We start from the raw sequence: 24,631 nt of genomic DNA, 5'->3' as shown, positions 1-24,631 counted from the left end.
TGAAGTGTCAGGCTCTTTTTTTCTTTTACTTGTTAAGGCTCTACGACTTTTTCTTCTTCGGGTAGACCCGCACGAGCTTAATGCGGTTCTCTTCTATTTCAACGATCTCCATCCGGTGCCCAGACACCTTTACACTGAGATGGCTTTCTGGAATATCTTCAAGGTGTTCCAAAATAAGACCGTTGAGTGTTCTTGGTCCAGAGGTTGGCAAATCCCATTTAAGCCCTTTGTTGATATCACGGATATTGGCACTGCCTTCAATAAGAAAACTTCCATCACCTTGTGGGCTGATTTCATCAGCTAGGCTAGGAGAGATGGAGGTGGTGAACTCACCGATGATTTCTTCCAAAATATCTTCCAGCGTTACTAATCCTATGATATCGCCATACTCATCGACGATAAGACCAATACGCTGTTTGTTGCGCTGGAATTTCAGCATTTGTACGTTCAGTGGCGTGCCTTCAGGGATGTAATAAACTTCATCTAATGCCCGCAACAAGGTTTCTTTGGTGAACTCATTTTTTTCCAGCATAAGGCGATACGCTTCACGTAAGCGTAACATGCCAACCACTTCATCAATTTGGTCACGATAAAACACAATTCGCCCATGAGGTGAGTGGGTCAATTGACGAACGATTGACTTCCAATCATCGTTAATATCGATCCCCGTAATTTCATTACGTGGCACCATAATATCGTTCACTGTGACGTGTTCGAGATCTAGGATAGAGACCAGCATATCTTGATGTCGACGCGGGATCAGTCCACCGGCTTCATTGACCACGGTGCGTAACTCTTCCGAGCTGAGATGATCTTCGACGGAGTGATCCGCTTTGACACCAAGCAGTCGAATGAAGCCATTGGTAATAAAATTCACCAACAAAACCAAAGGTGAAAGTAACTTCATTAAAATGCTAAGTAGAATACTGCTCGCATAAGAGACACGCTCTGGATAAAGCGCGGCGATGGTCTTCGGTGTGACTTCGGCAAACACCAGTACCACCATGGTGAGAGCACCAGTTGCAATCGCGACCCCCATATCGCCATAGAGGCGCATACCAATAATCGTGGCAATGGCCGAGGCAAGAATGTTCACAAGGTTATTGCCGATAAGAATTAGACCAATCAAACGATCTGGACGGTCTAGTAGCTTTTCGACGCGCTTTGCTCCCTTATGCCCATTTTTGGCTAAGTGTTTCAAGCGATAGCGGTTCAAAGACATCATCCCTGTTTCTGAACCGGAAAAGTAACCTGATATGACGATAAGACACGCGAGTAGCGCAAATAAGATACCCGTAGAGATGTCGTCCAAAGCGTTGTTATTCCTTGTAAGTGTTTTGTTTATTCAAGAGCCACATGAAACTCTTAAGTGGTGTTTTAAAGTACTGTATTTGATTTGGCGTTGAATATAAAGGCTCAAGGGAGCGTTAATTCAAGATGATCTCTTTGACAAAACGACTGCCAAAATAAGCCAGTGTGAGCAACGTGGCTCCGGCAACGGCAAACCAAGTCACTTTTTTACCTCGCCATCCTTTTTGGTAATGTCCCCAAAGCAATACTGAATAGACCACCCAAGCACAGAAAGAGAGAATCGCTTTATGTGCTTTACCTTGTGCGAACATATCCTGAACGAACACAAATCCAGTGAGCAGCGTGAAGGTCAGTAGCAGGTTGCCAATTAAAATAATTTTAAATAATTGCCGTTCAACCATCATTAGCGGAGGTAGATTTGGATTTATGGCTAACGATTTTTTCGTTTTCAGTTTATGGTCAAGCCACGCAAGTTGCAGCGCGTACAGAGCGCCAATCGTCAGCGTAGCGTAGGCAAACAGCGCCAACGATATGTGAATAAGCAACTTAGGATCATTTTCTAAATGTTTAATGAAAGTGCTAGGTAAAAACGTCGCCGCCGATAAATTAATGGCTGCAAAGCTATAAACCACTGGCAGCAGAAACCACAACCGGTTTTTGAGCATAGCCAGGCTCATGACCAAGGAAATGATGAAGCTGATCAGGGACGCGACATTTAAAATGCTGAGGTTTTGACCAGAACCATCGAGAATCAAATCACTCAATAACCAAGCGTGAAAAACCAGTGCGCACGCGGCACTAGCAAACACGGTTTTTGCTTTGATGCCAGACTGTTGTGAAAGTCCGGGTATGATGGTTGCGATAGCCAAAATGTAAAGTATGGCGGCCGCAATGGCAATTAAGCTATCCATGAATCCATAAAGGTTGTTGTCCAGAATAACGAAATTATACCTTGCATTACTCTTTGGAGCTATGACCTATGCAATAACAATCATCATAGATGAGACATTGAAATTAATAAGTTAGCTTCCCATATAGTAATAGAGCAGTAGTACGGGTATGACTGTGACCTTGGCTAAGGTATACTCACACTAATTAGTCGCCATTTTAGCGAAGAGACAAAGATGTTTGAGAATTTAACGGATCGATTATCCAAAACGCTGAAAAATATCAGCGGTAAAGGTCGTCTGACAGAAGACAACATTAAAGAGACCTTACGTGAAGTGCGTATGGCATTACTGGAAGCGGACGTTGCGCTACCGGTTGTTCGCGAATTTGTAAACCGCGTTAAGGAAAAGGCGGTGGGTGTTGAGGTCTCTAAATCTCTGACCCCAGGCCAAGAGTTTATTAAGATAGTACAATCTGAGCTAGAAGCGGTGATGGGGGAGTCGAACGAAGCCCTTAACTTAGCAGCTCAGCCACCTGCGGTTCTTCTTATGGCAGGTCTACAAGGTGCGGGTAAAACCACATCGGTAGGTAAATTGTCTAAGCTTTTGAGCGAGCGTGATAAGAAAAAGGTTTTGGTCGTTTCTGCCGACGTTTACCGCCCAGCGGCGATCAAACAGCTAGAAACCTTGGCAGCAGATGTTGGTGTTGATTTCTTCCCATCATCACCTGACCAAAAGCCGATTGATATTGCTAACGCAGCCATCGACCACGCCAAGAAAAAATTCTATGACGTGCTGATTGTCGATACGGCAGGTCGTCTCGCGATTGATGAACAGATGATGGGCGAGATTAAAGACCTCCATTCAGCCATCAATCCTGTCGAAACGCTGTTTGTTGTTGATGCCATGACTGGTCAGGATGCGGCAAATACTGCAAAAGCTTTTGGTGATGCACTGCCACTTACCGGTGTTGTTCTGACCAAGGTCGACGGCGATGCTCGCGGCGGTGCTGCTCTTTCCGTGCGTCATATCACTGGCAAACCAATTAAATTCTTAGGTGTCGGTGAAAAAACGGACGCATTAGAGCCCTTCCACCCGGACCGTGTTGCATCACGTATTTTGGGCATGGGTGATGTGCTTTCTTTGATTGAAGATTTACAACGTAATGTCGATCAAGATAAAGCAGAAAAGCTGGCGAAGAAATTTAAAGAGAAGAAAGGCTTCGATTTAGAAGATTTTCGTGAGCAGCTTGGTCAGATGCAAAACATGGGTGGCATGATGGGCATGATGGATAAGCTTCCTGCATGTCTCAGCTCCCTGAGAACGTCAAAGATAAAGTCGATGACAAGATGTTCAAACAGATGGAAGCGATCATTAGCTCAATGACCATGAAAGAGCGTCAGCGTCCAGAAATCATCAAAGGTTCACGCAAGAAACGTATCGCAGCAGGCTCTGGGGTACAAGTTCAAGATGTTAACCGTCTACTCAAACAGTTCACCCAAATGCAGAAAATGATGAAGAAAATGCAAAAAGGTGGAATGAAAGGAATGATGCGCAATATGCAAGGCATGATGGGCGGAATGGGCGGTGGCGGTGGCTTCAATCCATTTGGTCGATAATTGCACAATTACATCACCTAACTACGTAAAATTTCAAGGTGTTAGCTGCGTCACAAACTGTAAATTCGATTTATGTTGGTGAAAAAGTAACTAAACCCTTGCATTGCTCCGGGAGAAGAGTAAAATTCCGGAGCTTTATTTTGGCACGAGACCCCAAGCTATTTTAGTTTCTGGGGTTAATTTTATTTTTGAGAAAGCAAAGAGGACGACATGGTAACCATTCGTTTGGCACGTCACGGCGCTAAAAAGCGTCCATTTTATCAAATCGTAGTAGCGGACAGCCGCAACGCTGCAACTGGCCGTTTCATCGAGAAAGTTGGTTTCTTTAACCCAACTGCGAAAGGTCAAGAAGAAGGTCTACGTCTAGACCTAGACCGCGTTAACCATTGGGTTGGTCAAGGCGCGTCTGTATCTGACCGCGTTGCTAAGCTAGTTAAAGACGCTCAAAAAGCGGCTTAATTCATACTGTTAGAAGTAGAAACTAGTTTATGTCGATGAAAGGTAAAGAAACAATGAGCAACGAAAAGATTGTTGTAGGCAAGTTTGGTGCTACTTACGGCATTCGAGGTTGGCTTAAAGTTTTTTCCTACACAGACAATGCTGAAAGCATTTTCGATTACAGCCCTTGGTATATCAACCAAAAAGGGCAGTGGGTTGAGTACAAAGTAGAAAGCTGGAAGCGCCATAACAAAGGTATGGTGGCTAAGCTGGAAGGTCTGGACGTTCGCGAAGACGCGCACTTAATGACAAACTTTGAAATTGCTATCGACCCTGCAATATTACCTGAACTGTCAGAAGATGAATTCTACTGGCGTGAATTGTTTGGAATGCAAGTAGTCACCACCAATGGTTACGATCTGGGTGTCGTGAGCGACATGTTAGAAACAGGTTCAAACGATGTTTTGGTAGTTAAAGCAAATCTTAAAGATGCTTTTGGGCAAAAGGAACGATTAATTCCGTTCCTTGAAGAGCAAGTGATCATCAATATTGATCGTGAAGCTCAACGGATCGAAGTTGACTGGGATCCTGGATTCTAATCTCCAAAATTACAGAGCGAGATAAACATGTGGGTTGGCGTAATTAGCCTGTTTCCTGAAATGTTCCGTTCTGTTACTGATTTTGGAGTAACAGGTCAAGCGGTTAAAAAAGGTCTATTGTCGATTGAGACTTGGAATCCTCGAGATTTTACTCACGACAAACATCGCACTGTCGATGACCGACCTTACGGTGGTGGTCCTGGTATGTTAATGATGGTTCAGCCTCTGCGCGATGCCATACATACCGCGAAAAAGGCCTCACCGGGTAAGACGAAAGTCATTTACCTATCTCCTCAAGGTCGCAAGCTCGATCAGCAAGGGGTAGAGGAGTTGGCAACAAATGAGAACTTGCTTCTTATCTGTGGCCGCTACGAAGGGGTAGATGAGCGTATCATTCAATCTGAAGTCGACGAAGAATGGTCGATTGGAGATTTTGTGATGACGGGTGGTGAGATACCAGCCATGACGCTAATCGACTCAGTTTCTCGGTTTGTTCCGGGGGTGCTGGGAGATTTTGCATCAGCAGAAGAAGACTCTTTTGCCAATGGTTTGTTAGATTGCCCTCACTATACGCGTCCTGAAGTATTGGATGACAAAGAGGTACCAGCGGTACTCATGTCAGGCAATCACAAGGATATTCGTCGATGGCGACTCAAAGAGTCGCTGGGCCGAACTTGGCTAAGAAGACCAGAGCTCCTGGAAAACCTAGCTCTGACTGACGAACAGGAACTATTACTTGCTGAGTTTATTAATGAACATAAAGCCATTAACGAACGTCATGCAAAGTAACCTAATTTATTTAGTATCAGTTTATTCTAGGAATTTAAAAAATGAGTAACATCATCAAAGCTCTTGAAGAAGAGCAAATGAAACAAGACCTACCTAAATTTGCACCAGGTGACACTGTTGTTGTTCAAGTTAAGGTAAAAGAAGGTGACCGTGAGCGTCTACAGGCTTTCGAAGGCGTTGTAATCGCAATCCGTAACCGTGGTCTACACTCTGCTTTCACTGTACGTAAGATCTCTAACGGTGAAGGTGTTGAGCGTACGTTCCAAACACACTCTCCAGTTGTTGATAGCATCGAAGTTAAACGCCGTGGTGCAGTACGTCGTGCCAAGTTGTACTACCTACGTGAGCGTTCTGGTAAGTCTGCTCGTATCAAAGAGAAACTTGCTAAGAAGTAATGCTATAACTAGCGTTCTCATCTTAAACGGAGCCCTATGGGCTCCGTTTTTTTTTTAACTTAAAGTTCTAGGGGAGAAAAGATAGGTCCTAGGTTAGAAAAGATAGGTCGTAGGTTATAGGATCCTAGGTTCTAGGGGAGTTTGTTGAAAGTATTGTGTTCAATTGAAAAGTTTGGCTCTTGTGGTTTTGGACTACAGAGCGCTTCGCTTCCGGAATACAGATAAGATCCTGGGGAAAGAAAGGTCCTAGATCCTAGGGGGGGGGGGGGGAATTATTGCGTTAAATCGAAAATGTTGTGTTGGTGGTTTTGGAGTACAGAGTACAGAAATACTTGATATTGAACTTAAGTGACTGAAAAGTAATCCGTAATCCGTACAACAAGCTCGGTTGGTTTTTGAGACGCAAAGCTACCCGAGTGCGCCTCCTAGGACCCTAGAACCTAGGATCCTAGGACCTTTATTTATCCTAGACCCTCTTAGTATTGATCTTCCGACCATCCGTCGCTATCAGACATATCAGGCGCGCCTGCGATGGCGTTTTCTTCGTCAGCCCATTCGCCGAAGTCAATCATCTGGCATTTTTTACTGCAAAACGGGCGGTTAGGGCTTTGCTCACCCCATTCAACGTCGGTACCACACTGAGGGCATTGAACGATAGTAATTTTAGACATGGATTGTTCGTCCCTTTTGGTTTTCTATAACAAGTTTGGATGATTAGAAGAATAATAGAAAGTCGTTGTTGAGTGAACGCCACTTAGCAACAAACCGCCAATTCAAACTCGACATCTTGGGTACAGGCTTGTCCAGTTTCAAACGACATAAATTTGATCGCAAATCGGTTCTTATGGCCAGAAATCATTGGATATACACCAAACTCCATTGGAATATGCAGGCGCAGAATATTGGCACCGTCTGCATCACTTTGGAAAAAGCCGACTCGGCCTATCTGGGGTTTAAAGTGCCCAGTTTCACGGGTCAGCTTAAGCCAGAGAGAAAGTGCGTCAGACAGCGGCTTTAAGCTTGTTTGCCACTGTTGAGCATCGTGCTTTTTACGCTCAATTGGCAAATGGAGCCAGTAGTGCAAAGCGGGTAGATCAAAACAACATGCTCCGCCTGGTAAGTTAAATCGTTGCCTAATTGAGCTCAGAAAGCGATCATCACGCAGTGCTTGTCCAAATCGAGCAGCCCCCATCAACTGACTGTGTACTGAATCAATTTCTTGCAATAGGTCGTTGAGGGCACCTTGATCAACGCCGTCCACATTCAACCAGTGACGATAGGACAGTCGCTGTTTCTCAATATCTTTCGCCAGTTCGCTTTTTAGTTGGATCTGTTCAAAAATCTCAACCATATCGAATAACGCGCGAAAAAATAATTGATATTGATGATTGTCAGTAAAGCTAGAAGCCAAGTGAGCCTGACGCAGCAGAGACTCTACTCTTAGATAGATACGAGTTTTCTCATTTAACGGATGTTCGAATTTATGCGTGGTCATTGACATAAGCCTAGATGGGATCCTTTCCTATTTTCTCAGATTATTCTGACACATGGCTAGGTACTTTTCATGCAAATCTGTAATTTGAAGTAAAAGTTCAGGGTCGTCTGGGTTATTCTTCACCACATCATCAGCTAGAGCGAGTCTTTGCTGTTGAGACGCTTGAGATGCAAGGATCGCTTGTGCTTGCTCTTCACTGACGTTGTCGCGTTTCATAGTCCGAGAAATCTGGGTGCTTGGTTCAACATCGACCACCAGTACGCGGTCACATAAGCTTTCCAGATTGTTCTCTATCAGCAACGGCACGACCAACAGTGCGTAGTCGGATGTGACTTCTTCCAGTTCTTCGATCATTTTTTCACGAATCATTGGATGAAGCAGAGAGTTCAGCCACGCTTTTTCATCTGGATTGGAAAAAATTTTCTCGCGCAACTTAGCACGATCCAGCATTTGGTCTTCTCGAATAATCTCAGATCCAAAGTGCTCGATGATTGCATTTAAGCCCGGAGTGCCGGGTTCTACTACTTCTCTCGCAACAATATCCGCATCGACGATGTCGATATCAAATTGTTGTTTGAACAGATTTGCCACGGTTGTTTTACCACTAGCAATACCGCCTGTCAGGCCAATTACTAAAGCCATTTACACTCCTAGAATGGACGTAAAGTACCAATTTAAAATTTGCTCACCCCAGAGTAAGCATACCCATCCTGCGATCGCTAAATAGGGACCGAAAGGAAAGGCTTTCTCTATACCTTGCTTTTTCAAGCGTAGTTGAATCAGACCAAAAATAACCCCAACGAGGGAAGAAATTAAAATGATCATAGGCAGCGATTGCCAACCGAGCCAAGCACCCAGAGCAGCAAGGAGTTTAAAGTCACCGTAGCCCATGCCTTCCTTTCCGGTCAGCAACTTGAAGCCCCAATAGACAGACCAAAGGCATAGATAACCTGCGATGGCACCAATAACCGCGTCTTGTAAACTAACAGGACTCACCTCGATCAATGCTAAGACAATGCCAGCCCAAGTTAAAGGTAAGGTCAATTGATCGGGCAGTAACATAGTATCAAGGTCGATAAACGTTGCCGCAATCAATGTAAAGGTGAAAAAGATGAGTGCAATGGTGAAATAGCTGAATCCGAAATGGTATGCGACAAAGCCAGAGCAGGTTGCTGTCAATAGTTCTATCAGTGGGTATCTTGGGCTGATTGGCGCGTTGCAGTTATGGCATTTACCGCGTAACAGCAGCCAACTGATCACCGGGATATTGTCACGAATGCGGATCGGCGTGGCGCATTTTTGGCAAGAAGAACGAGGCACACTTAAGGTTAGCGTTTCTGTAGGCGCTTTAATCTTGTATTCGGGAAAGGACTCCGCACATTCGTGGCGCCATTCTAATTCCATGATCTTAGGCAGTCGATAAATAACGACGTTGAGAAAGCTTCCCACGATCAAACCAAAAACCACGGCAAATACAACGAATAACCATGGGTAGTACTGGAATACTTCCATATATCTCTCTTGAGCGAAAAATCAAACGAGCAAGGTGCTGTTTTGATGGGACGGATTAATTCTACATCACGTTAAGATGTGTGGCGTAATGACACGGCTTCACGTTTACATCTCAACGTCATTTGAGTATGCCCTATTCTAGCCCAATACACTCATTAAGTTAAAGATAGGCAGATACATTGCCGTCACTAAGCCACCGACGACGACCCCAAGAAAAACAATAATTAACGGTTCGAGAATCTTACTTAGATTATCAACGGTGTTATCGACTTCAAACTCGTAAATCGTCGCGACTTTATTCAGCATATCATCCAGGCGACCTGATTCCTCACCAATCATCACCATTTGTAACACCAATTCTGGGAAAACGTTGCAGTTGCGCATCGCGACATACATCGGCATGCCTGCTGCTGTATCGCGGTAGACGTCTTCAATTGCCAACTGATAATGCATATTACCTGACGTTTTTGATGTGGTTTTTAAACTGGTGAGAATTGGGATACCGGCGCTAAAGCTGGTAGCAAGCGTACGGCTAAACTTAGCGATTGCCGCTTTAGATAACACCGGTCCAAGGACGGGAAATTTCAAACTGGCTCGATTGATCATTAAGCGAAACGAATCGGAACGCTTGATCATAATACGGGAAGATATCAGTAAACTGAGCGCACCTAAGCCAATAAATCCGCCCCAATCTTGCATCCAAGCAGATAAGTCGAGCACTTGTCGGGTAAACCAAGGTAAATCCGCGCCAAAGCCGGAAAACATTTTTTCAAATTCTGGAATGACCTGGGTTAGCATCAGATACGATACCGCGAGCGCGACGAGAATCACCATCGCGGGATAAATTAAAGCTTTGATCACTTTGGCGCGCAGTTGTTCACTCTTTTCTCGATAGGTAGCCAGCCGTTCAAACACCTCGCTAAGTTGCCAGATTGTTCTCCGGTTGAGATTAGGTCGGTATACAGCGCATCAAAGTGATTGCTCGCGGTGCGCATGGCTTTTGACATTGGAGTGCCAGCTTCTACCGCGCGGGTGATGCTCATTAAAGTCGATTTCATCTCGGCTTTTTTATGGTTGTCAGACACCAGCTTTAACGCTTGTACTAAGGGCACACCGGTGACCAACATCGTCGAGATCTGGCGGGTAAACACCGTAATGTCTTTGCCTTTGACGCGATGACTGAGTTTGGTCAAAAAAGAGATGCTGCCTTTTTTGATCTTCTTTATTTTAATATGTTGGGCATCGAGACGTTCACGGACTTCAATTTCACTCATGGCGAGCGTGTGTCCAGACGTTTTTTTTCCTGAGCTATTGATGCCTTTCCAGCGGAAGTTTTTCAGTTGAGGAGTGGTGGTTTTCATAGGCTAGGTGACTGTATGTTATAGGGTTAGCTAAAAATAGAGCACGCGTTGTAACTCACTAAAACTGGTGATTCCCTGTTTGAGTTTCTCTATACCGGACATTTGTAGGGTGCTCATGCCGTTATTGACCGAAATTTTTTCCAGTTCATGCACCGAAGCGCCTTTAATTAGCGCTTCGGAAAGTGTTTCATCAAAGTGCATCACTTCGTAAATGCCGGTTCGCCCTGAGTAACCATGCGTGCATTCGTTGCATCCATGAGGGTTGGCTTGAAAAATATTCTCGGTGGAGTGAATGCCAACATGCTGCAGCGCCGTGGTGAGCTCTTGCGGCTGTCTACAATGTGGGCAGAGTTTACGCGCCAGACGCTGAGCAATGATCAGGCTTAAAGAAGAAGCGAGGTTGAAGCTCTCAATCCCCATATTGGACAGGCGAATTACGGTCTCTGCTGCGGAGTTAGTGTGCAGAGTAGAGAGGACTAAGTGACCGGTTTGCGCTGCTTTAATCGCGATTTCGGCGGTGTCGAGGTCGCGAATTTCTCCGACCATCACCACATCCGGATCCTGACGTAAAAATGAGCGCAGTGCTTCGGCAAAACCAAAGCCAATTTTTGGCTGAACCTGAACTTGGTTTATGCCTGACAAGTTAATTTCGACCGGATCTTCCGCAGTCGAGATATTGATTTCTGATGTATTGAGAATATTTAGTCCAGTATACAGGGAAACGGTTTTTCCGCTCCCGGTTGGGCCAGTCATCAAAATCATCCCTTGTGGGCGACGCAGTGCATTGAGATACAACTGTTTTTGTTGTTCGCTGTAGCCCAGCTTATCGATATCCAGAGAGGCAGAACTGCTGTCGAGTAAACGCAGTACGATTTTCTCTCCGAATAGGGTAGGCAGTGTCGACACCCGCATATCGATCGCCGTGTCTTGATTGAGTTTTAATTTGATTCGTCCGTCTTGGGGTAAGCGACGTTCGGCGATATCCAGCTTGGATAAGATCTTGATCCGTGCTGATAAACGGCGGCTTAAATGGCTGGGCGGTTGCTGGGTTTCAATTAAAATGCCGTCACAACGCAGGCGGACGCGGTACATTTTTTCATACGGTTCAAAGTGAATGTCCGATGCGCCTTTACGTACCGCGTCCAATAAAATCTGGTTGATGTAGCGACTTACTGGTGATTCGTCCTGACTGAGATCTTCAATGTTGTCGATTTCATCATCACTAATATCAACCAAGCTCGCCAATTCGTCTTGGTTGATCTCTTTTATACCTGATTTCTCTTGGCCGATTGAGCGCCATATAAGCGCCGAATGGCCGCGCTTAGCTCAGCAAAGTCGGCGATCACCAGCTCGATCTGTAGTCCGGTGGCAAAGCGAAAATCATCTTCTGCTTGTTGATTGGTCGGATCTGCGACAGCCAACGTGAGTGTTGAGGACGTACGCTCGAGTGGCAGTGCGTGATGACGAGTGATCAATTCACGCAAGCCAAGTTGTTGGCATAGAGGTACATATTGGTAGTCAGCGAGTTTTACGCAAGGTAGCCCGACTGCGATACTAAGGTGCGTAGTCAGCTCTTCTGGCGTGAGATAGCCAGAACGAACTAACGCCTCCGGCATCGAAATGCCAGAAGCGTTGATTTGCTCTATTAACGATTCTTCTTGAGCTAAGCTAAGTAACCCGGATTGGCGAAGAATTGTAGATAGGTTGGTGTGCATTATGGGCAGTAATCATCTTGTGATTCTGATAATGCAGCATCCTTGTAACATGTACCTTCCCATTCAATGCCACTGCCCGAATATGTACCAGTCAGAACATATGTTTCCCCTGACTTAATTGGTCCTTTAGCTGCTGTTGCAGCTACTCGGATGTCTACAGCGCCAGATGCATCACCTCCAACTGCTGTGATCTGCATATTGTTAATATTTACACTAGCCGGAATACCATTCGAGCCACCTACACATCCAGTTTTAAATGTATCTCCATCTGCTGCATTCTCATGGCCACAAAGCTCTATCGCGACTTTTACTGCGGAAGCGACTTTTGGAAACTCACCTAAAGTCGCTCTCTTCGTATAATCTTGGTACGCAGGCACAGCAAACGCTGCCAATATCCCAATAATCGCCACCACAATCATTAATTCAATCAGCGTAAAACCTTGCTGTTTTTTTTGTTTAACTGGTTTCATTTTCTTTCCTTCTCAATGAAATAAATAATGCTGTTGCATTGGCGAAAGAGTAAGAAGAGAAGGGCTGGCTGAAAATGGGTTGGTGAACGGCTATCGAGTGAGCTAAAACTCTTTGCCGTGGTGTTGCATATTGCGCGCAATTTTTTGCGAGTGATGTAATTGTTGTGGGTTATAAAAAAGGGCCGCTTGGCCCTTTAGTGATAATCGCTTGAACTCAACTGTTTGAGTTTATTGAAATAATACGTTTTTATTTCATCGGGTTATTTGAAGCGCATCGAAAGATCAAGCGCTTTGAGGTGCTTGGTTAATGCACCGACAGAAATGTAATCTACACCGGTTTCCGCGTATTCTGCGATGGTGTCTAGCGTGATATTGCCAGAGTTTTCTAGCGCCGCACGACCAGCGTTGATCTCAACGGCTTCACACATCATCTCTTTGCTGAAGTTATCCAGCATGATGATATCGGCACCCGCATCAATGGCTTGTTTGAGCTCATCCAGGCTTTCGGTTTCCACTTCCACTGGCTTGCCTGGGTTCAACTCTTTTGCGGTTTTGATCGCTTGAGTAATACCGCCACAGGCGATGATATGGTTCTCTTTGATAAGGTACGCATCGAATACGCCAATACGATGGTTATAACCGCCGCCACACGCTACTGCGTATTTCAGTGCGCTGCGCAGACCTGGAATGGTTTTGCGTGTGTCGAGTAAACGGCATTTTGTGTGCGCAATTTTCTCTGCATACTCAGCGGTCGTTGTGGCACAACCAGACAGGGTTTGGATAAAGTTCATCGCGTTGCGCTCGCCCGTCAATAGGTCACGAGCAGGACCTGTCAGCGTGCAAAGCGTTTGGTTGGGTTCGACTTTATCGCCGTCTTTGACATGCCATTCAATGGAGACTTTGCCACCAAGCTGTTTAAAGACTTCATCTGCCCATGCTTGACCGCAGAACACACCGTGTTCACGAGTGATGATGGTGGCGGTGTTAACAGCATCCGCAGGAATAAGAGAAGCTGTGATGTCTTTATCATTATCCACACTGCCACCCAAATCTTCTTTTAAGGTGTCGGCAACCGCACGAGTGATTTCAAGAGGAAGTTGTTGTTTTAGGTATTCTAAGCGTTCTTGGCTGTTGTGTGTGTTCTTCATCGCAAATCTTATCTTGAAAGGGAGATGGCAACGAATGATACTCTCCGAGGTCAAGAATTTCAGCAGTTAATTTGCAATAGAGAGGGAGTAATTAATATGCATTCAATAATCGATAAGGGTTGGTTGATGCAAGCTAAGCATGTCCCATCGCCATTTTTTGATGCGCGTCCAGACATACAAGATATTTCTTTGTTAGTGGTACACAATATTAGCTTGCCGCCCGGGCAATTTGGTGGGCCTTATATTGAAGACTTTTTTACGGGTAAACTCGATCCCAATGCCCATCCATTTTTTGACGTCATTCACAAAATGGGTGTTTCGGCACATTGCTTAATTAAGCGAGATGGCGAAGTCGTTCAATTTGTTTCTTTTCTTGATAGAGCTTGGCATGCGGGGCAGTCAAGCTTTGCTGGTCGAGCGAGTTGTAATGACTATTCTATCGGTATTGAATTAGAAGGAACGGAATTTATCGCTTATACAGATGAACAATATCAATCACTTACCCAGGTTACCCAAGCCATACAACAAGAATATCCCGCCATTACCTTGCCGAGAATTACTGGGCATCAGTTCATTGCACCGTTGAGAAAAAGCGATCCTGGTCTAAGCTTTGATTGGGTGAAGTATCGACAACTATTGGCGAACTAAAATGTGGATGATTTGTAAATAATTATCCATTTTACCATTAAAAATTGGACGTTGCATATTTTGGAGTGATGTGAAGATAAAAAACAGATGTAGCAAATTAACAACATTATTCTTCTTGTCGGCGCATTTTAAGCGCCGTTTCGCTGACCGTTTTGTCACTTTCTGTAGTTCTCTTTCAAAAAACTAACACATCCATTCATCGCTTGTTTTAATCGTGAAATTGGTAATACCAATTATATTGATGTTTTAATGCGCGATTGTTGCCAAAGTGTTAGGGCTAGGCCTGTTCTATGATTTAGGTCAACTTTTGGCTGGACAGTGACGTTTTAATTATGTTAATTTCTGCCTCAATTGAAAATTGGTATTACCATTTACCAGCAAAATTAGAAGAATAATAAATTATGGCTTATCAAAGGATTCGTCAGCCAAAACTCTCTGATGTGATTGAACAAGAGTTGGAGCGGTTGATTGTGGAAGGAACATTGTCTCCGGGGCAGCAACTTCCCCCAGAGCGCGAACTTGCAAAGCAGTTTGATGTCTCCCGTCCTTCAGTCCGAGAAGCCATTCAGCGCTTGGAAGCAAAGCGTTTGTTAAGTCGCCGTCAAGGTGGTGGCACATTCGTTAGCGATACCATCTGGAAAAGCTTTTCCGATCCCTTGCTTAATTTATTATCGACTCACTCTGAGACACAACTTGATCTGCTCGAAACGCGTCATGCGATGGAAGGCATTTCGGCTTATTTTGCGGCTTTGCGTGGTACCGAAGAAGATTTTGCCCGTATTCAGACCTGTCTGGACCAAATCAGTGAAGAACAAAAAAGCAACAACGTTGAAGCCGAAGCCGCTGCGGTTATGCAGTTTCTTATTGCTTTAACAGAAGCCGCGCACAATGTGGTGTTGCTGCATATTGTTCGTAGCCTTGCGCCTTTACTTGAGCAAAATGTTCTACAAAATTTAAAATTACTTCACCGCCGAGAAGAAGTGGTGGAGAAAGTAAGTAAGCACCGAGCCAATATTGTGGATGCGATTGTTTCTGGGCAGCCTGAACAGGCACGAGAAATGTCTCACTCTCATTTGGCTTACATCGAAGAAACATTGTTGGATTTGACTCGAGAAGAGTCTCGACGAGAGCGTTCTCTACGTCGAATTCAGCAGGGTAATCACTCATAAGAGTGTTACTTAAATCAGTAGATCCAACCAACAGAAGGATAGATCGCCATGTCTGATATGAAGCATGACGTAGATGCACTGGAAACTCAAGAATGGCTACAGGCGCTTGAGTCAGTTGTACGTGAAGAAGGTCTAGAGCGCGCTCAGTTCCTACTAGAGCAAGTTCTAGATAAAGCACGTCTAGACGGTGTTGATATGCCAACAGGTATCACAACTAACTACATCAATACGATTCCTGCAGACCAAGAACCAGCATACCCAGGTGACACAACGCTAGAGCGTCGTATTCGTTCTATTATCCGTTGGAACGCAATCATGATCGTTCTACGTGCATCGAAGAAAGACCTAGAACTAGGCGGCCACATGGCGTCTTTCCAGTCTTCTGCTGCATTCTACGAGACATGTTTCAACCATTTCTTCCGTGCGCCAAACGAGAAGGACGGTGGCGACCTAGTTTACTACCAAGGTCATATTTCTCCTGGTATTTACTCTCGTGCATTCGTTGAAGGTCGTCTAACTGAAGAGCAGCTAGACAACTTCCGTCAAGAAGTCGATGGTAAAGGGCTTCCTTCATACCCGCACCCGAAATTGATGCCTGAATTCTGGCAGTTCCCGACCGTATCTATGGGTCTAGGTCCAATTGCTTCTATCTACCAAGCTCGTTTCCTTAAGTACCTAGAAGGCCGTGGCCTGAAAGATACGTCTGAGCAGCGCGTATACGCGTTCCTAGGTGACGGTGAGATGGATGAGCCAGAATCACGTGGTGCTATCTCTTTCGCTGCCCGTGAAAAGCTAGACAACCTATGTTTCCTAATCAACTGTAACCTGCAGCGTCTTGATGGCCCTGTAATGGGTAACGGTAAGATCATTCAAGAACTTGAAGGTCTATTCAAAGGTGCTGGTTGGAACGTAGTGAAGGTAATCTGGGGTAACAACTGGGATTCACTACTTGCTAAAGATACGACGGGTAAGCTTCTACAGCTTATGAACGAAACGATCGATGGCGACTACCAAACATTTAAATCTAAAGATGGCGCTACGTGCGTGAGCACTTCTTTGGTAAATACCCAGAGACAGCTGCACTTGTAGCTGATATGACAGATGACGAAATCTTCGCACTTAAGCGTGGTGGTCATGAGTCTTCTAAGCTTTACGCTGCTTACAAGAACGCCGAAGAAACGAAAGGCCGTCCAACCGTTATCCTAGCTAAGACAGTTAAAGGTTACGGCATGGGTGACGCAGCGGAAGGTAAGAACATCGCGCACCAAGTTAAGAAGATGGACATGACTCACGTTCTACACCTACGTGATCGTCTGGGCCTACAAGATCTTCTAACTGACGAAGCGGTGAAAGAGCTTCCGTACCTGAAACTTGAAGAAGGTTCAAAAGAGTACGAATACCTGCATGCTCGTCGTAAAGCACTTCACGGTTACACGCCTCAGCGTCTACCTAACTTTACTGAAGCGCTCACTATCCCTGAAGTAGAAGAGTTTAAACCTCTGCTTGAAGAGCAGAAACGTGATATCTCAACAACCATGGCGTTTGTACGTACACTGAACGTTCTACTGAAGAACAAAGGTATTGGTAAGAACATTGTTCCTATCATTGCCGATGAAGCGCGTACCTTCGGTATGGAAGGTCTATTCCGTCAAATCGGTATCTACAACCCGCAAGGCCAGACTTACACACCAGAAGACCGTGGCGTAGTTTCTTACTACAAAGAAGCGACTTCAGGCAGGTACTGCAAGAAGGTATCAACGAGCTAGGTGCTATGTCTTCATGGGTTGCCGCTGCAACGTCATACTCGACAAACGACCTACCAATGATTCCGTTCTACATCTACTACTCAATGTTCGGTTTCCAACGTGTTGGCGACATGGCGTGGATGGCTGGTGACCAACAAGCTCGTGGTTTCCTATTGGGTGCAACGGCTGGTCGTACAACGCTAAACGGTGAAGGCCTGCAGCACGAAGATGGCCACTCGCACATCATGGCAAACACAGTACCAAACTGTATCTCTTACGACCCAACATTCGCTTACGAAGTAGCGATAATCATGCAAGACGGTATCCGTCGTATGTACGGCGAACAAGAGAACGTTTACTACTACCTAACGCTAATGAACGAGAACTACGCAATGCCAGCTATGCCAGAAGGCGCTGAAGAAGGCATTCGTAAGGGTATCTACAAGCTAGAAACCTACACAGGTTCTAAAGGTAAAGTGCAGCTAATGAGCTCGGGCACTATCATGACCGAAGTTCGTAAAGCAGCGCAAATCCTAAGCGATGACTACGGTATTGCCTCTGACGTTTACTCTGTCACGTCGTTCAACGAAGTAACTCGCGATGGCCAAGCAGCAGAGCGTTACAACATGCTACACCCAGAAGCGGAAGCGCAAGTACCTTACATCCAAACGGTAATGGGTACTGAGCCAGCGATCGCAGCAACTGACTACATGAAGAACTACGCAGAGCAGGTTCGTGCATTCATCCCTGCTGAATCATTCAAAGTTCTTGGTACTGACGGTTTCGGTCGTTCAGACAGCCGTGAAAACCTACGTCGTCACTTCGAAGTGAACGCAGGTTACGTAGTAGTAGCAGCGCTAACTGAACTAGCGAAACGTGGCGAAGTTGAAAAATCTGTAGTTGTAGAAGCTATTAAGAAATTCGACATCGACACTGAGAAAACAAACCCGCTATACGCTTAATTAAGAAGGTAGATAAGAAATGGCAATCGAAATTAATGTACCAGACATCGGTGCGGATGAGGTTGAAGTTACTGAGATTCTTGTGAGCGTTGGCGACAAGGTTGAAGAAGAGCAGTCTCTGATCACTGTTGAAGGCGATAAAGCTTCTATGGAAGTACCTGCTTCTCAAGCGGGTATCGTTAAAGAAATCAAAGTTGCAGAAGGCGACAAGGTTTCTACTGGTTCTCTAATCATGATTTTCGAAGCCGAGGGTGCAGCTGAAGCTGCACCTGCTCCTGCGGCAGAAGCGGCTCCAGCAGCAGCTCCAGCTCCAGCAGCAGCGGCAGAATTGAAAGAAGTTCACGTACCAGACATCGGTGGTGACGAAGTTGAAGTTACTGAAATCATGGTAGCTATCGGCGACAGCATCGAAGAAGAGCAATCTCTGATCACGGTAGAAGGCGACAAAGCTTCTATGGAAGTACCGGCACCATTCGCAGGTACGCTTAAAGAGATCAAAGTAGCAGCAGGCGATAAAGTATCGACTGGTTCACTGATCATGGTCTTTGAAACTGCAGGTTCCGGTGCTCCGGCAGCACCAGCGGCAGTAGAAGCACCAGCGGCGGCAGCTCCAGCAGCATCTGGAACGCCGGCCGCAGCAGCCAAAGAAGTTAACGTTCCAGATATCGGTGGCGACGAAGTAGAAGTCACTGAAATCATGGTTGCAGTTGGCGATACAGTGGAAGAAGAGCAATCTCTAATCACTGTTGAAGGCGACAAAGCTTCAATGGAAGTACCGGCACCATTCGCTGGTACAGTTAAAGAAATCAAGATTGCAGCTGGCGACAAAGTGTCTACTGGCTCACTAATCATGGTATTCGAAGTTGCGGGCGCAGCACCTGCTCCAGCTCAAGCGGCAGCACCAGCAGCAGCGCCTAAAGCGGAAGCTCCAGCGGCGGCAGCTCCAGCAGCGACCGGAACGCCGGCCGCAGGCGATTTCAAAGAGAACGATGAGTACGCTCATGCGTCTCCAGTTGTTCGTCGTCTAGCTCGCGAGTTCGGCGTAAACCTTTCTAAGGTTAAAGGTTCTGGTCGTAAGAGCCGTATCCTGAAAGAAGACGTTCAGAACTACGTGAAAGAAGCGCTTAAGCGTCTTGAGTCTGGTGCAGCAGCATCTGGCAAAGGTGACGGTGCAGCTCTTGGTCTACTACCATGGCCAAAAGTGGACTTCAGCAAGTTCGGTGAGACAGAAGTTAAACCGCTATCTCGCATTAAGAAGATCTCTGGTGCAAACCTACACCGTAACTGGGTAATGATCCCGCACGTTACACAGTGGGACAACGCAGACATCACGGCTCTTGAAGCATTCCGTAAAGAGCAAAACGCGATTGAAGCTAAGAAAGACACTGGCATGAAGATCACGCCACTTGTGTTCATCATGAAAGCGGTAGCTAAAGCGCTTGAAGCGTTCCCAGCATTCAACTCTTCACTATCAGAAGATGGTGAGAGCCTAATTCTGAAGAAATACGTGAATGTCGGTATCGCAGTAGATACACCAAACGGTCTGGTTGTTCCTGTATTTAAAGACGTGAACAAGAAAGGCATCTACGAGCTATCTGAAGAGCTAATGGTTGTTTCTAAGAAAGCACGTGCAGGTAAGCTAACGGCTGCTGACATGCAAGGTGGCTGTTTCACTATCTCTAGTCTTGGCGGCATCGGCGGTACGGCGTTTACTCCTATCGTAAACGCGCCAGAAGTGGGTATCCTAGGTGTGTCTAAGTCTGAGATGAAACCTGTATGGAACGGTAAAGAGTTCGAACCGCGTCTACAACTTCCATTGTCTCTGTCATACGATCACCGTGTGATTGATGGTGCGGAAGGTGCGCGTTTCATCACTTACCTAACTCATGTCTATCTGACATTCGTCGTCTAGTTCTTTAACAGAAGTGGATGAGAGAGGCGGCAAATTAGCCGCCTCTGTTTATAGCGAATAACGAATAAAAATTATCGACAATTTGGTTGTTCCCCCAACTTAGTTCAGGGTTTTCTCAATCGAATTGTTGTCTAGCTCACAGGCTAAATTGATTTACTTTTCACGCCATTAACATCTCTGTAAACTGTTAGCGGTCTGAAAGTCACTGTTTAAAAAATCTTACTTAAACAAAAAGAATCAAAATACTACTCAGCCTGTTAGGGATAATGACTACAAGAGGTCAAAATGAGCAAAGAAATTAAAGCCCAAGTTGTTGTACTTGGTTCTGGTCCTGCTGGTTACTCCGCTGCATTCCGTTGTGCGGATTTAGGTCTTGAAACCGTACTTGTTGAACGCTACAGCACGCTTGGCGGTGTATGTCTGAATGTGGGTTGTATCCCATCAAAAGCACTTCTTCACGTTTCTAAAGTCATTGAAGAAGCCAAAGCGATGGCTGAGCACGGTGTTGTGTTTGGCGAACCGCAAACTGACATCAGCAAGATCCGTATCTGGAAAGAAAAAGTTGTAAACCAACTGACAGGTGGTCTTGGTGGCATGGCTAAAATGCGTAACGTCACGGTTGTGAACGGTTACGGTAAGTTTACTGGCCCTAACTCTATCCTTGTAGAAGGTGAAGGTGAGTCCACGGTTGTTAACTTTGACAACGCAATTGTTGCTGCGGGTTCTCGTCCAATCAAACTGCCATTTATCCCGCATGAAGATCCACGTATCTGGGATTCTACTGACGCTCTTGAACTAAAAGAAGTGCCAGAAAAGCTGCTCATCATGGGTGGTGGTATCATCGGTCTAGAAATGGGTACGGTATACCAATCTCTAGGTTCTAAAGTTGAAGTTGTTGAAATGTTTGACCAGGTAATCCCTGCGGCAGACAAAGATATCGTTAAGGTTTTCACTAAGCGAATCAAAGACAAGTTCAAGCTGATGCTAGAAACAAAAGTAACAGCAGTTGAAGCGAAAGAAGACGGTATCTACGTTTCAATGGAAGGCAAAAAAGCACCTGCTGAAGCAGAACGCTATGATGCTGTACTAGTTGCTATCGGTCGTGTACCAAACGGTAAGCTAATCGACGGTGAAAAAGCGGGTCTGGAAATCGACGAGCGCGGCTTCATCAACGTTGATAAGCAAATGCGTACTAACGTACCTCACATCTTTGCTATCGGTGATGTTGTTGGTCAACCAATGCTTGCACACAAAGGTGTGCATGAAGGCCATGTTGCAGCGGAAGTTATCTCTGGTAAGAAGCACTACTTCGATCCTAAAGTTATCCCTTCAATCGCGTACACTGAGCCAGAAGTGGCTTGGGTTGGTAAGACTGAAAAAGAAGCGAAAGAAGAAGGCATCAAGTACGAAGTGGCAACATTCCCATGGGCAGCATCAGGTCGTGCAATCGCATCTGACTGTGCAGACGGTATGACTAAGCTAATCTTCGACAAAGAAACGCATCGCGTAATCGGTGGTGCTATCGTTGGTACTAACGGTGGTGAACTACTTGGCGAAATCGGTCTTGCGATCGAGATGGGTTGTGATGCAGAAGATATCGCTCTGACTATCCACGCTCACCCAACTCTTCACGAGTCTGTTGGTCTAGCTGCTGAAGTATTTGAAGGCTCTATCACTGACCTTCCAAACAAAAAAGCAGTTAAGAAGAAATAATCTTTCTTACTGATTTATTACTAAAAACCGCTGAGCATTCAGCGGTTTTTTTGTTTACTGCTACTAATACCAATCGTCGTAAATAACTGGTCATTCTAGCTTGTTAAAACACTCGATAACTTCATTGCAATTTTTGATTGTAGAATAACTACTTACCGAAAAATTGCGTCTTGTTCTCAAGCATTTTTCCTACGCTATTTCTGATCACTTATTTACTGTGATTGGTATAAAACGCCCACCAAATGGTGGGCGTTGTCATTTCTTATAAACCGGTGAGGTCAGATTAACTAGAGTGAGTCCTAGTTTTCACCTCGGTAAATACACAGCATATTCAGATATGAATTGGTGAGTGTTTTAAGTTCAGCTTCACTTTTTTCACCTTTAAAGCGGTTTGCTTGAACGAACAACGAGTAACAAATACCGTGGAACAGGTTGGTCAAGTGTTCAGGATCGTGTTGATCGCACACTTCGCCTGCTTCAATGGCTTTGATAAACATGTTCTTGATCAGCAGTTGATTAGTATGGTTTGTTGAAACAAACAGTGGCCATACTTCATCACGAGTCGAAGCGCTCCATTCAAACCATACTTTCAACCAAGAGCAATCCTGCTTAACCAGGTCGAGCATCGCATTAGTTATGTTGGAGATATTTTCTCGGGCGCCTAAGTCTAAATCGATATTATCTGACAAAAAGTTCGAAAACTGACGTACGACGTGGTTCAACACTTCATCGACTAAATCTTCTCGAGTAGGGAAATAGTTGAATACAGTAGCAACAGATACTTGCGCGATTTCAGCGATATCTGCGTGACCTCCGCGGCCAATACCACGACGAGCAAAAACTTCTAATGAGATTTCCATTAGCTGTTGCTTGCGTTTTATTGGGGACAGCCTAGTTCTGGGTCTCTTTGCAATTGAGTCCATAATTAATTTTCCTTGCCAATTGAGTTATGTTGGGGATTTTCCCCTAATTTATTTTTATAGTTGCGTGTCGCAATGTTGAAGACATGCGTGTCGCAATAATGAGTGTACTGGTGCATATCATTGAGGTCAACAGCTGTTCTCGGGTTTATAGACAGTTATGTCATTATCAGTCTTACGTTTATTCCGAGATAGGTAAATCTCGACGAAGATCCAATATTGGATGCAACAGCATCCGACTTTTAACCCTATTAGCAGGGTGGTACACTACAGGCCGTAAAATTAGGTAATCGTTTGAGTACGACTTGCCTCAACCCACAAAATTAAATGAGTACAGTATGAAACATACAGTAGAAGTCATGATTTCTGAGCAAGAAGTTCAGGAACGAGTTCGTGAATTGGGTAAGCAAATTACAGAACGCTATCAAGGCAGTGAAGACCTTGTTTTAGTCGGATTGCTGCGTGGTTCATTTGTATTTATGGCCGACTTAGCTCGTGCTATTGAACTGACTCACCAAGTGGATTTTATGACCGCATCTAGCTACGGCAATACGATGGAAAGTTCGCGTGATGTTCGTATCCTGAAAGATTTAGATGATGACATTAAAGGTAAAGATATACTGCTGGTTGAAGATATTATCGATACGGGGAATACTCTGAACAAAATTCGTGAAATTTTGTCATTACGTGAGCCTAAGTCTATCGCCATTTGTACGTTGCTGGATAAACCATCTCGACGCGAAGTCAATGTGCCTGTGGATTGGATCGGTTTTGAAATTCCAGATGAGTTTGTTGTCGGTGTTGGTATTGACTATGCTCAGAAATACCGTCATTTACCGTTCATCGGTAAAGTCGTCCCTCAAGAGTAATGACTCATTAAAGTTAGAGTGATAAAAACGCCCATTTAAAAATGGGCGTTTTTTGTTGAAGCAATGGTGACATTAATTAACGACACAAAAGCTTGTATTCAGGGTTTAAAATACTGGTTAGCGCTTCTTTATGGGACTCTTCAACGGTGTCTTTAGAGTTCGAACGTATACCAAGGTATTCTAAACGGCCATCTTCAATTCCGTAAACGACACCATGCACTTCAACGTCTTGTCCACGTTCCCATGCACCTTGCATTATGGTTGAGTTGCCGAGATTGTACACTTGTTCCGCGACATTCAGTTCACCGAGTTTATCGGCGCGATCGACTAATGGCATCTCGTCCAAGTAGGTGCGGTATTTAAAATAGATATCCCGGATGTGCAGTAACCAGTTGTTAATCAGTCCTAGTTGAGGGTTGTCGATTGCAGCATTCACACCACCACAACCGTAGTGTCCACAAACAATAATGTGTTTTACTTTGAGCACATCCACCGCGTACTGCACCACTGATAAGCAGTTAAGATCGGTGTGGATGACCTGGTTAGCGACGTTACGATGGACAAATAACTCTCCTGAAAAAAGCCCAGTTAGTCTTTCTGCAGGCACACGACTATCGGAACATCCAATCCATAGAAAGTCTGGTTTTTGCCCTTGCGCGAGCTTGGTGAAGTATTCGGGACGGTCGGATTTGATTTCTTCTGACCATTTCGAATTATTTTCAAATAATTGTTTAATTTCCGGCATTTTGCAAACTACTTCCCTTCAAGAACAAAATCACTGCAAACATTCAAGCTCACCATGTCATAACTATACACAATGTTACAATTTCGAGCTCGTTAAATATGCGTCAGAACGTACTCATCTGACTTGTTTTTTCTTTGAAGTTCGTACAATTGACCCAATTGCTGGCTGATATGCAGTAAGACTTACTGTATTTAAGGTTTAATTTTTAA

General features: G+C 44.9%; 18 protein-coding genes and 5 pseudogenes. 11 read left to right on the top strand and 12 right to left on the bottom strand.

The window, feature by feature from the left end; genetic code table 11:
- Positions 1-40: 40 nt before the first annotated feature.
- Both SU60_RS11545 and SU60_RS11540 read right to left on the bottom strand, forming a co-directional pair.
- On the bottom strand, positions 41-1,312 hold the full coding sequence (locus SU60_RS11545) for an HlyC/CorC family transporter (RefSeq protein WP_041155631.1): 1,272 nt from the start codon (positions 1,310-1,312) through the stop codon (positions 41-43).
- 115 nt (positions 1,313-1,427) lie between these two features.
- Positions 1,428-2,222 carry a cytochrome C assembly family protein gene (locus SU60_RS11540; protein WP_041155630.1) on the bottom strand — a complete coding sequence of 265 codons (795 nt, stop codon included), beginning with the start codon at positions 2,220-2,222 and terminating at the stop codon, positions 1,428-1,430.
- Positions 2,223-2,435: 213 nt separating this feature from the next.
- Here SU60_RS11540 and ffh point away from each other — a divergent pair.
- The 5 genes and pseudogenes from ffh (at position 2,436) to rplS (ending at position 6,038) form a co-directional block, all read left to right on the top strand.
- Positions 2,436-3,817 (top strand): annotated as a pseudogene (ffh, locus tag SU60_RS11535) (signal recognition particle protein).
- Between the two features lie 210 nt (positions 3,818-4,027).
- The gene (gene rpsP, locus SU60_RS11530; protein ID WP_005379962.1) at positions 4,028-4,276 is read left to right on the top strand and encodes a 30S ribosomal protein S16; all 249 of its coding nucleotides are present in this window, start codon (positions 4,028-4,030) and stop codon (positions 4,274-4,276) included.
- A 29-nt stretch (positions 4,277-4,305) separates the two neighbouring features.
- Positions 4,306-4,854 carry a ribosome maturation factor RimM gene (rimM, locus tag SU60_RS11525; protein ID WP_041155629.1) on the top strand — a complete coding sequence of 183 codons (549 nt, stop codon included), beginning with the start codon at positions 4,306-4,308 and terminating at the stop codon, positions 4,852-4,854.
- A 27-nt stretch (positions 4,855-4,881) separates the two neighbouring features.
- A complete protein-coding gene (gene trmD, locus SU60_RS11520) occupies positions 4,882-5,643 on the top strand; it encodes a tRNA (guanosine(37)-N1)-methyltransferase TrmD (RefSeq protein WP_041155628.1) in 762 nt (253 codons plus the stop codon).
- A 41-nt stretch (positions 5,644-5,684) separates the two neighbouring features.
- Entirely contained in the window at positions 5,685-6,038 is a 354-nt protein-coding gene (gene rplS / locus SU60_RS11515) for a 50S ribosomal protein L19 (RefSeq protein ID WP_041155627.1), read from the top strand.
- Positions 6,039-6,514: 476 nt separating this feature from the next.
- Here rplS and yacG read toward each other — a convergent pair whose 3' ends face one another.
- From yacG to nadC, 8 genes and pseudogenes are all read right to left on the bottom strand, one after another.
- On the bottom strand, positions 6,515-6,709 hold the full coding sequence (gene yacG, locus SU60_RS11510; RefSeq protein WP_041155626.1) for a DNA gyrase inhibitor YacG: 195 nt from the start codon (positions 6,707-6,709) through the stop codon (positions 6,515-6,517).
- 83 nt (positions 6,710-6,792) lie between these two features.
- Entirely contained in the window at positions 6,793-7,533 is a 741-nt protein-coding gene (gene zapD / locus SU60_RS11505) for a cell division protein ZapD (RefSeq protein WP_041155625.1), read from the bottom strand.
- 27 nt (positions 7,534-7,560) lie between these two features.
- Entirely contained in the window at positions 7,561-8,175 is a 615-nt protein-coding gene (gene coaE / locus SU60_RS11500) for a dephospho-CoA kinase (RefSeq protein WP_041155624.1), read from the bottom strand.
- Positions 8,176-9,045: a prepilin peptidase gene (locus SU60_RS11495; RefSeq protein WP_041155623.1), complete on the bottom strand. Its 870-nt coding sequence runs from the start codon at positions 9,043-9,045 to the stop codon at positions 8,176-8,178.
- Between the two features lie 138 nt (positions 9,046-9,183).
- Positions 9,184-10,406: pseudogene (locus SU60_RS11490) on the bottom strand (type II secretion system F family protein).
- A gap of 30 nt (positions 10,407-10,436) precedes the next feature.
- Positions 10,437-12,121 (bottom strand): annotated as a pseudogene (pilB, locus tag SU60_RS11485) (type IV-A pilus assembly ATPase PilB).
- Positions 12,121-12,591, bottom strand: a complete 471-nt coding sequence (locus tag SU60_RS11480; RefSeq protein ID WP_041155622.1) for a pilin — start codon at positions 12,589-12,591, stop codon at positions 12,121-12,123. The pseudogene pilB and the gene SU60_RS11480 overlap by 1 nt, the downstream one beginning before the upstream one ends.
- A gap of 260 nt (positions 12,592-12,851) precedes the next feature.
- Complete coding sequence (nadC, locus tag SU60_RS11475) at positions 12,852-13,739, bottom strand: carboxylating nicotinate-nucleotide diphosphorylase (RefSeq protein ID WP_041155621.1); 888 nt, start codon at positions 13,737-13,739, stop codon at positions 12,852-12,854.
- Positions 13,740-13,835: 96 nt separating this feature from the next.
- Between nadC and ampD the strand changes: the two genes are divergently transcribed.
- From ampD to lpdA, 5 genes and pseudogenes are all read left to right on the top strand, one after another.
- Entirely contained in the window at positions 13,836-14,387 is a 552-nt protein-coding gene (gene ampD, locus SU60_RS11470; RefSeq protein WP_041155620.1) for a 1,6-anhydro-N-acetylmuramyl-L-alanine amidase AmpD, read from the top strand.
- Between the two features lie 401 nt (positions 14,388-14,788).
- Positions 14,789-15,556, top strand: coding sequence for a pyruvate dehydrogenase complex transcriptional repressor PdhR (pdhR, locus tag SU60_RS11465; RefSeq protein ID WP_041155619.1), 768 nt, complete (start codon positions 14,789-14,791; stop codon positions 15,554-15,556).
- 48 nt (positions 15,557-15,604) lie between these two features.
- A pseudogene (gene aceE, locus SU60_RS11460) lies at positions 15,605-18,263 on the top strand (pyruvate dehydrogenase (acetyl-transferring), homodimeric type).
- 19 nt (positions 18,264-18,282) lie between these two features.
- A pseudogene (gene aceF / locus SU60_RS11455) lies at positions 18,283-20,183 on the top strand (pyruvate dehydrogenase complex dihydrolipoyllysine-residue acetyltransferase).
- Between the two features lie 277 nt (positions 20,184-20,460).
- A complete protein-coding gene (lpdA, locus tag SU60_RS11450) occupies positions 20,461-21,888 on the top strand; it encodes a dihydrolipoyl dehydrogenase (RefSeq protein WP_041155618.1) in 1,428 nt (475 codons plus the stop codon).
- Positions 21,889-22,187: 299 nt separating this feature from the next.
- Here the strand turns inward: lpdA and SU60_RS11445 are convergent, their stop codons facing one another.
- Positions 22,188-22,811 (bottom strand): LuxR/HapR/OpaR family quorum-sensing transcriptional regulator, encoded by a 624-nt coding sequence (locus tag SU60_RS11445; RefSeq protein WP_041155617.1) that lies wholly within the window; start codon positions 22,809-22,811, stop codon positions 22,188-22,190.
- Between the two features lie 335 nt (positions 22,812-23,146).
- Between SU60_RS11445 and hpt the strand changes: the two genes are divergently transcribed.
- Positions 23,147-23,677, top strand: a complete 531-nt coding sequence (gene hpt, locus SU60_RS11440; protein WP_041155616.1) for a hypoxanthine phosphoribosyltransferase — start codon at positions 23,147-23,149, stop codon at positions 23,675-23,677.
- Between the two features lie 76 nt (positions 23,678-23,753).
- Here the strand turns inward: hpt and can are convergent, their stop codons facing one another.
- Positions 23,754-24,422 (bottom strand): carbonate dehydratase, encoded by a 669-nt coding sequence (can, locus tag SU60_RS11435; protein WP_041155615.1) that lies wholly within the window; start codon positions 24,420-24,422, stop codon positions 23,754-23,756.
- Between the last annotated feature and the right edge of the window lie 209 nt (positions 24,423-24,631).

The organism is Vibrio mytili (assembly GCF_000830505.1).
Classification (GTDB): Bacteria; Pseudomonadota; Gammaproteobacteria; order Enterobacterales; family Vibrionaceae; genus Vibrio; species Vibrio mytili.
Note: the sequence above shows the minus strand (reverse complement) of the source record. Positions and strands in the feature narration are given on the sequence as shown.

Coding starts and splice junctions, on each gene's coding strand:
- SU60_RS11540 (WP_041155630.1), bottom strand. CDS start 2,222: ATGGATAGCTTAATTGCCATTGCGGCCGCCATACTTTACATTTTGGCT.
- rpsP (WP_005379962.1), top strand. CDS start 4,028: ATGGTAACCATTCGTTTGGCACGTCACGGCGCTAAAAAGCGTCCATTT.
- rimM (WP_041155629.1), top strand. CDS start 4,306: ATGTCGATGAAAGGTAAAGAAACAATGAGCAACGAAAAGATTGTTGTA.
- trmD (WP_041155628.1), top strand. CDS start 4,882: ATGTGGGTTGGCGTAATTAGCCTGTTTCCTGAAATGTTCCGTTCTGTT.
- rplS (WP_041155627.1), top strand. CDS start 5,685: ATGAGTAACATCATCAAAGCTCTTGAAGAAGAGCAAATGAAACAAGAC.
- yacG (WP_041155626.1), bottom strand. CDS start 6,709: ATGTCTAAAATTACTATCGTTCAATGCCCTCAGTGTGGTACCGACGTT.
- zapD (WP_041155625.1), bottom strand. CDS start 7,533: ATGACCACGCATAAATTCGAACATCCGTTAAATGAGAAAACTCGTATC.
- coaE (WP_041155624.1), bottom strand. CDS start 8,175: ATGGCTTTAGTAATTGGCCTGACAGGCGGTATTGCTAGTGGTAAAACA.
- SU60_RS11495 (WP_041155623.1), bottom strand. CDS start 9,045: ATGGAAGTATTCCAGTACTACCCATGGTTATTCGTTGTATTTGCCGTG.
- SU60_RS11480 (WP_041155622.1), bottom strand. CDS start 12,591: ATGAAACCAGTTAAACAAAAAAAACAGCAAGGTTTTACGCTGATTGAA.
- nadC (WP_041155621.1), bottom strand. CDS start 13,739: ATGAAGAACACACACAACAGCCAAGAACGCTTAGAATACCTAAAACAA.
- ampD (WP_041155620.1), top strand. CDS start 13,836: ATGCATTCAATAATCGATAAGGGTTGGTTGATGCAAGCTAAGCATGTC.
- pdhR (WP_041155619.1), top strand. CDS start 14,789: ATGGCTTATCAAAGGATTCGTCAGCCAAAACTCTCTGATGTGATTGAA.
- lpdA (WP_041155618.1), top strand. CDS start 20,461: ATGAGCAAAGAAATTAAAGCCCAAGTTGTTGTACTTGGTTCTGGTCCT.
- SU60_RS11445 (WP_041155617.1), bottom strand. CDS start 22,811: ATGGACTCAATTGCAAAGAGACCCAGAACTAGGCTGTCCCCAATAAAA.
- hpt (WP_041155616.1), top strand. CDS start 23,147: ATGAAACATACAGTAGAAGTCATGATTTCTGAGCAAGAAGTTCAGGAA.
- can (WP_041155615.1), bottom strand. CDS start 24,422: ATGCCGGAAATTAAACAATTATTTGAAAATAATTCGAAATGGTCAGAA.